Origin of the sequence: Saccharopolyspora aridisoli, from assembly GCF_004348445.1 — a bacterium.
GTDB lineage: Bacteria > Actinomycetota > Actinomycetes > Mycobacteriales > Pseudonocardiaceae > Saccharopolyspora > Saccharopolyspora aridisoli.
Window position 1 is genome coordinate 1 of sequence record NZ_SMKV01000065.1, and the last position, 11,605, is coordinate 11,605.

10 protein-coding genes and 1 tRNA gene are annotated in these 11,605 nt (G+C 69.7%); 4 read left to right on the forward strand and 7 right to left on the reverse strand.

Annotated features, from left to right (window positions below; genetic code table 11):
- Positions 1 to 233 precede the first annotated feature (233 nt).
- Genes E1161_RS26655 through E1161_RS26665 form a run of 3 tightly spaced genes read right to left on the reverse strand, consistent with a single transcriptional unit; the run spans position 234 to position 3,096 of the window.
- Entirely contained in the window at positions 234 to 1,340 is a 1,107-nt protein-coding gene (locus E1161_RS26655) for a cystathionine gamma-lyase (protein ID WP_408012174.1), read from the reverse strand.
- Between the two features lie 45 nt (positions 1,341 to 1,385).
- The gene (locus E1161_RS26660) at positions 1,386 to 2,393 is read right to left on the reverse strand and encodes an NAD(P)H-dependent glycerol-3-phosphate dehydrogenase (protein ID WP_132627500.1); all 1,008 of its coding nucleotides are present in this window, start codon (positions 2,391 to 2,393) and stop codon (positions 1,386 to 1,388) included.
- Positions 2,380 to 3,096 carry a lysophospholipid acyltransferase family protein gene (locus tag E1161_RS26665; protein WP_207920425.1) on the reverse strand — a complete coding sequence of 239 codons (717 nt, stop codon included), beginning with the start codon at positions 3,094 to 3,096 and terminating at the stop codon, positions 2,380 to 2,382. Before E1161_RS26665 ends, E1161_RS26660 begins: the two co-directional genes overlap by 14 nt.
- Positions 3,097 to 3,280: 184 nt before the next feature.
- Here E1161_RS26665 and cofC point away from each other — a divergent pair, with 184 nt between their 5' ends.
- The 3 genes from cofC (at position 3,281) to E1161_RS26680 (ending at position 7,431) form a co-directional block, all read left to right on the forward strand.
- Complete coding sequence (gene cofC, locus E1161_RS26670; protein WP_235875327.1) at positions 3,281 to 3,925, forward strand: 2-phospho-L-lactate guanylyltransferase; 645 nt, start codon at positions 3,281 to 3,283, stop codon at positions 3,923 to 3,925.
- Between the two features lie 219 nt (positions 3,926 to 4,144).
- The gene (locus E1161_RS26675; protein WP_207920426.1) at positions 4,145 to 6,403 is read left to right on the forward strand and encodes an RNA degradosome polyphosphate kinase; all 2,259 of its coding nucleotides are present in this window, start codon (positions 4,145 to 4,147) and stop codon (positions 6,401 to 6,403) included.
- A gap of 35 nt (positions 6,404 to 6,438) precedes the next feature.
- A complete protein-coding gene (locus tag E1161_RS26680; RefSeq protein WP_408012177.1) occupies positions 6,439 to 7,431 on the forward strand; it encodes an NUDIX hydrolase in 993 nt (330 codons plus the stop codon).
- A 243-nt stretch (positions 7,432 to 7,674) separates the two neighbouring features.
- Here the strand turns inward: E1161_RS26680 and E1161_RS26685 are convergent, their stop codons facing one another.
- The 3 genes from E1161_RS26685 to leuC all read right to left on the reverse strand — a co-directional run bounded on the left by E1161_RS26685 (position 7,675) and on the right by leuC (position 10,629).
- A complete protein-coding gene (locus E1161_RS26685; RefSeq protein WP_132627504.1) occupies positions 7,675 to 8,352 on the reverse strand; it encodes an HU family DNA-binding protein in 678 nt (225 codons plus the stop codon).
- A 232-nt stretch (positions 8,353 to 8,584) separates the two neighbouring features.
- The gene (leuD, locus tag E1161_RS26690; RefSeq protein WP_132627505.1) at positions 8,585 to 9,187 is read right to left on the reverse strand and encodes a 3-isopropylmalate dehydratase small subunit; all 603 of its coding nucleotides are present in this window, start codon (positions 9,185 to 9,187) and stop codon (positions 8,585 to 8,587) included.
- 38 nt (positions 9,188 to 9,225) lie between these two features.
- A complete protein-coding gene (gene leuC / locus E1161_RS26695) occupies positions 9,226 to 10,629 on the reverse strand; it encodes a 3-isopropylmalate dehydratase large subunit (RefSeq protein WP_132627506.1) in 1,404 nt (467 codons plus the stop codon).
- A gap of 91 nt (positions 10,630 to 10,720) precedes the next feature.
- On the opposite strand from leuC, the gene E1161_RS26700 reads away from it, so the two are divergent.
- A complete protein-coding gene (locus tag E1161_RS26700) occupies positions 10,721 to 11,422 on the forward strand; it encodes an IclR family transcriptional regulator (RefSeq protein WP_165939956.1) in 702 nt (233 codons plus the stop codon).
- Positions 11,423 to 11,472: 50 nt separating this feature from the next.
- Here E1161_RS26700 and E1161_RS26705 read toward each other — a convergent pair.
- Positions 11,473 to 11,545 (reverse strand) — tRNA-Glu (locus tag E1161_RS26705).
- Positions 11,546 to 11,605 lie beyond the last annotated feature (60 nt).

The following is an 11,605-nucleotide window of genomic DNA, read 5'->3' on the forward strand; positions in this document are numbered from 1 at the left end:
CTCCCACTCCCACCCCCACAACCCGCGACCCACTTCACACCCGTCGGGGTGAGGTGACCCGATTGCGGCCGTAGCCGAGAACCCGATCACGCGGTGTTCGGTCGGGGAACCCGGATTACCGCGCGACCAGGACCGTGCACCGGGGTAAACCGCCGGGGTAAACCGTCCGACCCTCGCGCGAGCGGTGCGGTGCGGGTGGACGGGAGTGTCAGGACGGGTGGGGCAGGAGTGGGTCAGGAGAGGGCTTGGAGGACGTCTTGGACGAGGTCCTGGGGGTTCTCGCAGCCCGCTGAGAAGCGGACGAAACCTTCGCGGACCGGGTCGCCCCACTGGGCCCGGCGGTCGGCCGTGCTGTGCAGGCCGCCGAAGCTGGTCGCCGCGACGACCAAGCGGCTCTTCGCGGTGAAGGCCTGGACCGCGCCGGCGTCGGCGAGTTCGAAGCAGAACACCCCGCCGAAGCGGCGCATCTGCCGGCTCGCCAGCTCGTGCGCCGGGTCCTGCGACCAGCCCGGCCAGCGCAGACCGCTCACCGCTGGGTGGCCGGAGAGGGCGTCGACGAGCGCGGCGGCGTTCTCGGCCTGCCGGGACAGCCGCAGGTCCAGAGTTCCCATGCTGCGGTGCGCCAGCCACGTCTCGAACGGCCCGGGGATCGCGCCCGACAGCGAACGCGCGCGCACCAGGCGGTTCGCGAGCTCCTCATCGCGGACCGACACGTGCCCCAGCAGGATGTCGCTGTGCCCGGACAGGGCCTTGGTGTCGCTGGCGATGACGATGTCCGCGCCCAGCTCCAGCGGACGCTGCCCCAGCGGGGTCGCGGTGGTGTTGTCGACCGCCAGCAGCGCACCCGCCGCGTGGGCGCGCTCGGCCAGCGCGGCGATGTCGCAGACGTCCCCGCCCGGGTTCGACGGCGTTTCCAGCAGCACCAGCCGCGCGCCCTCGAAGACCTCGTCGGTCCACGGGCCGGGCGTGGGGATCTCGCGCACGTCCAGGCCGAGCTCGGTCAGCTCGTCGGCGACGAGCTGCCGCGACGCGTAGTACCCGTCCGAGGGCAGCACCAGCTTGTCGCCGGCCCGCAGCACCGAACGCAGCACGGTGCTGATCGCCGCCATGCCCGAGGGCAGCAGCACGCAGTGCCCGCCGTCGAGCTCGCCGATCGCCGATTCCAGTCCTCGCCAGGTGGGATTGCCCGCGCGGCCGTAGAAATCACCGCTGGGGCCGGTCTCCCCGAGGTGGTACGGCGCGGCGAACACCGGCCCCGGCAGCAGCGGCGCGCCCGCCTCCGGTTCCGGGTGCCCGCCGTGCACCACGCGCGTTCCGTCGCCGAAATCCCCAAGATCCACTGTGGTCACTCCCGCACTCGCGATCGACGCGAACGCGCGACCGGATCACTCCGCCTTGCGCTCGCGTCCCAACAACTCCGCAGCGGCAGGGCCCGGCTCCAGCCCTTCGTGGCACACCCGGTGCACCACGTCGGTGATGGGCATCTCCACGCCGTGCCGGGCTGCCAGCTGGCGGATCGACGAGCAGGATTTCACGCCCTCCGACACCTGGCCGTGGGCAGCCTCCTGCGCCTGGGCCACCGTCTCTCCCCTGCCCAGCCGCTCGCCGAAGGTCCGGTTGCGCGACAGCGGCGACGCGCAGGTCGCCACCAGGTCGCCCAGTCCGGCCAGCCCGGCGAAGGTCATCGGGTCCGCGCCCAGCGCGACGCCGAGCCGTGTCGTCTCCGCCAGACCGCGCGTGATCAGCGACGACATCGTGTTGTGCCCGAAACCGAGCCCGGCCGCGATGCCGCAGGCCAGCGCGATGACGTTCTTGCAGGCCCCGGAGATCTCGATGCCCACCAGGTCGGTGTTGGTGTAGGGGCGGAAGTACCGCGTGAAGCACGCCTTCTGCAACACCACCGCCCGCTCCTCGTCGGAGCAGGCGACCACCGTCGCGGTGGGCTGACCCGCGGCGATCTCCTTGGCCAGGTTCGGCCCGGACACCACCGCCACCCGTTCCACCGGCACGTCGGCGACCTCGCCGATGACCTGGCTCATCCGCTTGAGCGTGCTCAGCTCGACGCCCTTGGCCAGGCTCACCAGCGTCACGTCCTGCGGCAGCAGCGGCTGCCACCCGGCGAGGTTCTCGCGCAGCGTCTGGCTGGGCACCGCCAGCACCGCGAACTCCGCGGCGTGCACCGCCTCGGCGGCGTCGTCGGTGGCGCGCAGCCGCTCCGGCAAGGTGATGCCGGGCAAGTAGGAGTCGTTGCGGCGGGTTTCGTTGATCTCCGCCGCCACCTGCGGACGCCGGGCCCACAGGCAGACGTCGTTGCCCGCGTCGGCGAGGACCTTCGCGAACGTGGTCCCCCAGGACCCGGCGCCCAGCACCGCGATCCGCTCAGGCTGCGCCATCGGTGCCCTTCTTCTTGCGGGCCGGGGCGTAGAACTCGGTGGGCGGCTGCTCCTCGCGGATCTCGCCGAGCAGCTCACGAACCCGGCTCATCGCCAGGTTCGTGACCTCGCGGATCGTCTCCACGTCGAGGTCCTCACCGCGGTAGGCCGACAGGTCCAACGGCTCACCGATCACGTAGTTCACGGTCTTGCGCGGGAAGGGCCGGAACTTCTTGTTGTAGTGGTCGTAGATCTCGCGGGTGCCGAAGCGGGCGGCCGGGATGACGGGGATGTCGTGGGTGAGCGCCAGCCGGGCCACACCCGCCTTCGGCGTCATCGGCCAGCCGTCGGGGTCCTTGGTGATCGTGCCGTCCGGGTAGATCACCAGGACCTTGCCGTTCTCCAGCCCCGCGTGCGCGTCGCGCAGGCTCTTCTGCGCGTCCGCGGTGCCCCGGTAGACCGGGATCTGCTCCACGCCGACCAGCACGTTCCTGAGCACCGGGACGTTCCACAGGCTGCTCTTGGCCATGAAGCGCGGCACCCGCGCCGCGCGGTGGACGGTGACCGCGTCGAAGATCGGGTCGAGGTGGGACACGTGGTTGAGCACGAGCAGCGCACCACCCTCAGCCGGGATGTTGTGCGCCCCGCGCACGCGGACGCGCGCCAGCAAGTGCGTCAGCGGGTAGAACACCCAGCGGGCCAGGCCCAGCCAGAAGACACCCATCCCATGTGCCTTCTCGCTGGTCGTCCTCCGCTGGCGTCGGAGGTTTCTCGATTCCGCCACGGCTTTTCTCCTCCAGGTCTCGAGCGCCAGTCAAATTACCCGGCCCCGGCCACAGCCTCGTCAACCAGGCGGCACTTGGGAAGCCCTCCACCGCATCGGCGGACGTTGGCGCAAGATGGTCCCCGTGACCACCGAGAACACGCCCGACACCGACGGGGTGCACCTGCTGGTACCGCTCAAACCGCTGACCCGGGCCAAGTCCCGGCTGCTGGCCGGTCGCGGCTCGGCCGGGCACTTCGAGCTGGTCACCGCGATGGCGGTGGACACCGTCGCCGCCGCACGTCGCGCCCGCGGCGTGGTGGGCGTGGTGGTGGTCTCCTCCGATCCCGCGCTGACCGCGGCGTTCACCGCTCTCGGCGTCGAAGTGCTGCCCGACCGCCCTGCCGACGGGCTCAACGCCGCGCTGCGGCACGGCGACGAGGTGCTGCGCGCCCGAGGCGCCTTCCGCGTCGGCGCGCTCCAGGCGGATCTGCCCGCGCTGCGCTCCGGTGAACTCGGGTGGGCGCTGCGCGCCGCGGGAACCGACCGCTCGTACTGCCCGGACCTCTCGGGCGAGGGCACGACCCTCCTGCTCGCCGAGCCCGACCAGCCGCTGGACCCTCGCTTCGGCCCAGGCTCCGCCGAAGCCCACGGCGAGTCAGGTGCAAAGACCCTCGCCGGGCCGTGGGAGTCGCTGCGCCGCGACGTCGACACCGAAGCCGACCTGACCTCGGCGAAAGCCGCCGGACTCGGCCCCCGCACCACCGCTCAGCTCGGCGTGGGCGGGTGAGCGGAACTTCCCCTGCGCACGTCGGTGCCGCCGCTCGCGCCGGTGACAGGGAGGTTCCCTTCCGCACGCCACTGCCCCGAAGAAGGGAACCTTCCTCTCGCCCGGTGGCAGAGAGGTTCCCTTCCGCACGTCACACGAGGTTCGGCTGTGTTCGGACGAACATCAGATGCACCACCCTGGTGGTCGATCTGAAGCGGTTTTTTGAGTGACAATGGCTCGGTGAGCACGAACAGCGACCGGTCGCCGAAGCGGCCCGCCAAACGCACCTCGTCCGCAGGCAAGGCGGCAGCGAGCCGCGAACCGCGTCCTGCTCGCCGCACCACCGCCAGCAACGAGGCGAACGGGCCCCTCCCCGCGGTCACCAGCGGTGCGCGGGTTCCCTCGGCGCCGCCCGCTGTGACCAGGGCTGCGGCCACGACGGACCTGCCCGAGGACCGGTACCTCAACCGGGAGCTGTCCTGGCTGGACTTCAACGCGCGCGTGCTGGCCTTCGCCGAGGACCAGTCGCAGCCGGTGCTGGAGCGGGTGAAGTTCATGGCGATCTTCGCCTCCAACCTGGACGAGTTCTACATGGTGCGCGTCGCCGGGCTGAAGCGCCGCGAGGAGACCGGGCTGTCGGTGCGCAGCGCCGACGGGCTCACCCCGCACGAGCAGCTGGTCCGCATAGCCGCGCGCAACCAGGACCTGATGGAGAAGCTCGGCCGCGTCTTCGTCGACGAGCTGCTGCCCGAGCTCGACGCCCACGGCATCCGCATCCTGGACTGGGACGAGCTCGCCTCGGACGACCAGGCCAAGCTCACCCGCTACTTCGAGGACCACATCTTCCCGGTCCTCACACCGCTGGCGGTCGACCCGGCGCACCCGTTCCCCTACATCTCCGGCCTTTCGCTGAACCTCGCGGTGACGGTGACCGACCCGGACGCCGGGCTGCGCCGCTTCGCGCGGGTGAAGGTCCCCGACAACGTGCCGCGGCTGATCCGGGTGGAGGCCGACCGGGAGAACGAGTCGGCCACCTTCCTGCCGCTGGAAGAGCTCATCGCAGCGCACCTGAGCAAGCTGTTCCCGGGCATGCGCGTCTCGGAGCACCACATCTTCCGCGTCACCCGCAACGCCGACCTGGAGGTCGAGGAGGACCGCGACGAGGACCTGCTGCAGGCGATGGAGCGCGAACTCGCGCGCCGCCGCTTCGGTCCTCCGGTGCGGCTGGAAGTCACCGAAACCATGAGCGAGAACATGCTCGAACTCCTGCTGCGGGAGCTGGAGGTCGACCAGCACGACGTGGTGGAGGTCAAGGGCCTGCTCGACCTGTCCTGCCTGTTCCAGCTGGACAAGCTGCAACGGCCGGACCTCAAGGACTCCCCGTTCGTCCCCGCCACGCACCCGGCGTTCGCCGAGGGCCAGACGCCCAGGAGCATCTTCTCCACGCTGCGCGAGGGCGACGTGCTGGTGCACCACCCCTACGACTCGTTCTCCACCTCGGTGCAGCGCTTCATCGAGCAGGCGGCGGCCGACCCGCACGTGCTGGCCATCAAGCAGACCCTGTACCGCACCTCGGGTGACTCGCCGATCGTCAACGCGCTCATCGACGCCGCCGAGGCCGGCAAGCAGGTCGTGGCCCTGGTGGAGCTCAAGGCGCGCTTCGACGAGCAGGCCAACATCCAGTGGGCGCGCACCCTGGAGCGCTCGGGCGTGCACGTCGTCTACGGCCTGGTCGGGCTGAAGACGCACTGCAAGACCTCGCTCGTGGTGCGGCAGGAAGGTTCGACGATCCGCCGCTACTGCCACCTGGGCACTGGCAACTACAATCCCAAGACCGCGCGCATCTACGAGGACCTGGGCCTGCTGACGGCGTCCCCGGAGATCGGCGCCGACCTCACCGATCTGTTCAACGTGCTCACCGGCTACGCCCGGCACGGCGACTACCGCCGCATCCTGGTGTCCCCGCAAGGCATCCGGAACGGGATCGTGGAGCGGGTCGAGGCCGAGATCGAGCGCGCAAGGCAGGGTTTGAGCTGCGGCGTCCGGATGAAGGTGAACTCGCTGGTCGACGAGCAGATTATCGACGCCCTCTACCGCGCCTCCCTGGCCGGTGTGCCGGTGCAGGTCGTGGTGCGCGGGATCTGCGCCCTCAAGGCAGGCGTGGACGGGCTCAGCGAGAACATCGAGGTGCGGTCGATCCTCGGACGGTTCCTGGAGCACTCTCGGGTTTTCCACTTCGTCGGCATCGACGAGCACTGGCTGGGCAGCGCCGACATGATGCACCGCAACCTGGACCGCCGCATCGAGGTCCAGGTCCGCGTCACCGACGCGAAGCTGACCGCGCAGATGGACGCGATGATGGATTCCGCGCTGCACCCCTCGACGCGCTGCTGGGTGCTCAACGCCAAGGGAGACTGGGAAGCCTCCCCGCGCAGCGGCGCGCAGGTCCGCGACCACCAGACCGAGATGCTGTCCGGACACGGCGCCAAGGTGTCTTAGGAAAATCCTTCACAGGCTTGTTGAGGAAGTAGAGCGTGACCAACAACATCCCGGGTGCCGAAGCGGTCGATGTGCCCGTGCTCGTGCGCGCGGCGGGAGCTGTGCTGTGGCGGCCCGGCGCCCAGGGCCCTGAGGTCGCGCTCGTGCACCGCCCCCGGTACGACGACTGGTCGCTGCCCAAGGGAAAGCTCGACCCGGGCGAGCTCCCCGCGCAGGCGGCGGTCCGCGAGGTCGCCGAGGAGACCGGGTTTTCGGCCGTGCTCGTGCGCCCGCTCGCGCAGGTGCGCTACGAGGTCCCGACCCGGTCAGGCGGGTCCGCGCCGAAGATCGTCGATTACTACTCCGCACGCCTGCGAGCCGGCGAGTTCACGCCCAACGACGAAGTGGACGAACTCCGCTGGCTGTCGTTGGAGCAGGCGCGCGCGGAGTTGAGCTACCCGCACGATGCGCGAGTCCTCGAAGCATTCGACGGGTCCCGCGAGGAAACGGCGACGGTTTTGCTGGTGCGCCACGCCAAAGCGGGCAAACGATCCGAATGGTCCGGAGATGACGCTCTTCGTCCGCTCAGCGAAGCGGGCCGCAAACAACGGGACGCATTGCATTCCCTGTTGCCGTTGTTCGCACCTTCCCGGATCTATTCGGCTCCGCGCGTGCGCTGCGAACAAACCGTGGCCCCGTTGGCCAGTGACGGCGGAATCGACATCGTGAGCGAACCGCTGTTCTCCGAGGAGGTCTATTCAGCCGATCGGCAGGCAGGCCTGCGAGCCCTGCTGGAGGTCGCAGCCGAGGGCGGCACCAGCGTGGTGTGCAGCCAGGGAGGCGTCATCCCGGATCTGGTGACGCGGCTCGCCGATTCGGCCGGGCTGCGGCTCGACGAGGTGGCGTCGCGCAAGAGCAGCGTGTGGACGTTGTCCTTCCGACCGGACGAGCGCACGGACGACGGTGAGGCGCCGGGACTGCGCCTCACGGCGGCGGATTACCTTCCGGATCCGCTGGCTCGGGCGCGAAGAACCCCTGCGGGGCGCTGACCGCGCCGCACAGCGCCGTCACAAGCGCCTCGGCCGCAGGGGACCGGCCGACCGCGTTCCGGCGCTCTGCGGGCGTTTGAAGCGTCCGCACGCGCGGGCGGGGAGAGGGAAGCGACCCGCCGCGCCTGAGGCGGCGGGTTTTCGCCTTCTCCCAATGCGTTGAGCGGGCGGCGGTACGCCCCCGGGAGGGCGGCTATGCCGCCGCCCGCTCGGCCCACTGAAGCTCGCAGTCGAAGCGAGCGATCACTTCTTGGTGGACTTGCGCGTAGTCGTGGCCTTCTTGGTGGCCGGGCGAGTCGTCTTCGCGGTGGACTTCGGCGTCGCCTTGGTGGTGGCCTTGGCGGTGCTGGCCCGCTTGGTGGTGGCCGACTTCGCCGGGGTCGCCTTCGCCGTGCTGGCCTTGGTGGTGGCCCGCTTCGGAGCAGCCTTCGTGGTGCTGGCCTTGGCGGTGCTCGCCTTGCTGGACTTGGCGGTCGAAGCCTTGGCGGGGGCGGCCTTCGCCGTGGTGCGGGTGGCGGTCTTGGTGGCCGCGGCACGCGTGGTGGTGGCCTTGCGAGCGGTGGTGGTCTTGCTCGCCGAGGCGGTGCGCGTGGTCACGCCGCGGGTGGTGGCAGCCTTGCCGGAGGTCGTCGCACGCGGGAGCTTCCGCTGGCCGCCCACGACTTCCTTGAACTGGGTGCCGGCGCGGAACGCGGGAACGTTGGTCTTCTTGACCTTCACGCTCTCACCGGTGCGCGGGTTCCGGGCGACGCGAGCCGCGCGAGCGCGCTTCTCGAAAACGCCAAAACCGGTGATGTTGACCTTCTCGCCTTTGTTGACGTTGCGAACGATGATGTCGACGACGTCTTCAACGGCCTGGCTGGCGGTCTTCTTGTCTCCGAGGCGTTCTGCCAGAGCCTCGATCAGTTGGGCCTTGTTCACTTCAGTCCCTCCCAGGACACAACAACGGCCCCGTTGGGCCGACTCAATGTCAACGGTAAAGCCCCGGAACAACAAATGCCATTCGCCACGCCCCCTTTTTTCGTTGGGGCGCGGGCATTCGAGTCCGGGCAACGGGGTCCGCGCAGTGCTTGGAGCAACTGTTCAGTTGTCCCGGTCGGGACGGATTTTTCCTGCTGTGAAAGGAAAAACCCGTCCCGATGCGGGGGAAGCCTCAGCCCTTGCGAGCAGGCAGGGTGGCGGGCTTGAAACTCTGGCGCCCAGCCTCAAAAGTGTCGATCGTCTCGGCGTGGCGCAGGGTCAAACCGATGTCGTCGAGCCCTTCCAGCAGCCGCCAGCGGGTGTAGTCATCGATGCTGAAGGGCACCGTGAGGTCCTTGGCGTGGACTGTGAGTTCTTGCAGGTCCACCGTGACAGCGGTGCCCGGCTCGGTCTCCAGCAGCTTCCAGAGCAGTTCCACATCGGACTGCTCGCACTGGGCGGCAAGCAGGCCCTGCTTGCCCGAGTTGCCGCGGAAGATGTCCGCGAAACGGCTCGAGATGACCACTCGGAAGCCGTAGTCCTTCAGCGCCCACACCGCGTGCTCGCGGGAGGACCCGGTGCCGAAGTCGGGCCCGGCGACCAGCACGCTGCCGGAGGAGAAGGGTTCCTGATTGAGGATGAACTCCTCGTCACCGCGCCAGGCGGCGAACAGCGCGTCCTCGAAGCCCGTGCGGGAAACCCGCTTGAGGTAGACGGCGGGGATGATCTGGTCGGTGTCCACGTTGGACCGGCGCAGCGGGACGCCGACCCCGGTGTGCGTCTTGAACGGTTCCATCGTCACTGCTCCTGGTGGTAGAGAGCTCAAGGAGGTGGTCAGTCGAGGTCCTCGGGCGAGGAGAGCGTCCCGCGCACCGCCGTGGCCGCGGCGACCAGCGGCGAAACCAGGTGGGTACGGCCGCCCTTGCCCTGCCTGCCCTCGAAGTTGCGGTTGGAGGTCGAGGCGCTGCGCTCGCCCGGGTCCAGCTGGTCCGGGTTCATGCCCAGGCACATCGAACAACCGGCCGAACGCCATTCCGCTCCGGCGGCGGTGAAAACCTCGTGCAGCCCTTCGCTCTCGGCCTGCAGGCGCACCTTCATCGAGCCGGGCACCACGAGCATCCGCGTGTTGCCCGCGACCTTGCGGCCCTTGATGACCTCAGCGGCGGCCCGCAGGTCCTCCAGGCGGCCGTTGGTGCAGGAGCCCAGGAAGACGGTGTCGACGCTCACCTCGCGCAGCGGCATGCCTGCGGTCAAGCCCATGTAGGCCAACGCCTTCTCGGCGGCGAAGCGCTCGCCCTCGTCGACGATGGCCTCCGGGTCGGGCACGTTCTCGCCCAGCGGCAGGCCCTGACCCGGGTTGGTGCCCCAGGTGACGAACGGGGTGAGATCGTCGGCGTTGAGCGTGACTTCCGCGTCGAAGGTGGCGTCGTCGTCAGTGCGCAACGTCTTCCAGTACTCGACGGCGGCGTCCCAGTCCGCGCCCTCGGGGGCGTGCGGGCGACCCTTGAGGTACTCGAAAGTCGTCTCGTCGGGCGCGATCATGCCCGCCCGCGCACCGGCCTCGATCGACATGTTGCAGACGGTCATGCGGGCTTCCATCGACAGCTGGCGCACGGCTTCGCCCCGGTACTCCAGCACGTAGCCCTGGCCACCGCCGGTGCCGATCTTGGCGATGACGGCGAGGATGACGTCCTTGCTCGTCACGCCGGGACGCAGCGAGCCCTCGATGTTGATGGCCATGGTCTTGAACGGCCTCAGCGGCAGCGTCTGGGTGGCCAGCACGTGTTCCACCTCGGAGGTGCCGATGCCGAAGGCCAGCGCGCCGAACGCGCCGTGCGTGGACGTGTGGCTGTCACCGCAGACGACGGTGGTGCCGGGTTGGGTGAGGCCGAGCTGCGGGCCCACGACGTGCACGATGCCCTGCTCGGCATCGCCCATCGGGTGCAGCCGGATGCCGAACTCCGCGCAGTTCTTGCGCAGCGTTTCGACCTGGGTCCGCGACACCGGGTCGGCGATCGGCAGGTCGAGGCCGACGGTGGGGACGTTGTGGTCTTCGGTGGCGATCGTCAGGTCGGGGCGCCGCACTTCGCGGCCGGCCAACCGGAGCCCTTCGAAGGCCTGCGGGCTGGTGACTTCGTGCACCAGGTGGAGATCGATGTAGAGCAGGTCGGGCTCGTGCCCTTCACCTTGGCGCACGATGTGCGCGTCCCACACCTTCTCCGCGAGCGTTCTTCCCATCACTGCTCCCAGTCGAGCGCGCCGAGACCCGAGGAAAGGGGTCTCTCCCACAGAGTGGACTTCCCAGATGCCGGGAAGTTAGTATCGGTACGTGGGACAGCATAGCGGCATCGGAGTGTTGGACAAGGCAGTGGCCGTACTGCAGGCGGTGGCTCAGGAGCCGTGCGGCCTGGCGGAACTGTGCAGCCGCACAGGGCTGCCTCGGGCGACGGCGCACCGCTTGGCGGTGGGTCTGGAGACGCATCGCCTGTTGCGCCGTGGTTCGGACGGCCGGTGGCGGCCTGGCGCGGCGTTGGCGGAGCTGGCCGGCGGCGCGGTGGATCCGTTGTTGGAGGCGGCGTCCACGGTGCTGCCCAAACTCCGGGATGTCACGGGTGAAAGCGTCCAACTGTACCGCCGGGACGGCATGCAGCGCCTGTGCATAGCGACGGCGGAACCGCCGAGCGGCCTGCGGGACACCGTCCCGGTGGGCACGGCTCTGTCGATGACGGCGGGATCGGGCGCGAAGGTCCTGGCGTCGTGGGCGGACCCGGCGACGCAGCGCGCGGTGCTCGCGGAGGCGGTCTTCGGCGAGCGCACGCTGCTGGAGGTGCGCCGCAGGGGCTGGGCGCAGAGCGTGGCGGAGCGCGAAGCGGGCGTGGCGAGCGTCTCGGCGCCGGTGCGGGACAACCAGGGCGCGGTGGTCGCGGCCATCTCGGTCTCAGGCCCGATCGACCGAATGGGCCGCAAACCGGGAGCCCGCTGGGCAGCGGATCTGCTGGCAGCAGCAGAAGGCTTGCAGAACAGGCTTTGACAGCAAAGGAGGAGGGCCCCGGATGAATTTCCGGGGCCCTCCTCGCGTTGTAGTCCCGACGGGATTTGAACCCGCGCTACCGCCTTGAGAGGGCGGCGTCCTAGGCCGCTAGACGACGGGACCGCGCAACGGGGACAACGATACAACACCTGTCTCTTATACACCTCGGACGCTGCCGACGAT

Excerpts from the sequence above, each read along its gene's own strand:
- E1161_RS26665 (WP_207920425.1), bottom strand. The coding sequence starts at position 3,096 with ATGGGTGTCTTCTGGCTGGGCCTGGCCCGCTGGGTGTTCTACCCGCTG.
- leuD (WP_132627505.1), bottom strand. The coding sequence starts at position 9,187 with ATGGAACCGTTCAAGACGCACACCGGGGTCGGCGTCCCGCTGCGCCGG.
- E1161_RS26660 (WP_132627500.1), bottom strand. The coding sequence starts at position 2,393 with ATGGCGCAGCCTGAGCGGATCGCGGTGCTGGGCGCCGGGTCCTGGGGG.
- leuC (WP_132627506.1), bottom strand. The coding sequence starts at position 10,629 with ATGGGAAGAACGCTCGCGGAGAAGGTGTGGGACGCGCACATCGTGCGC.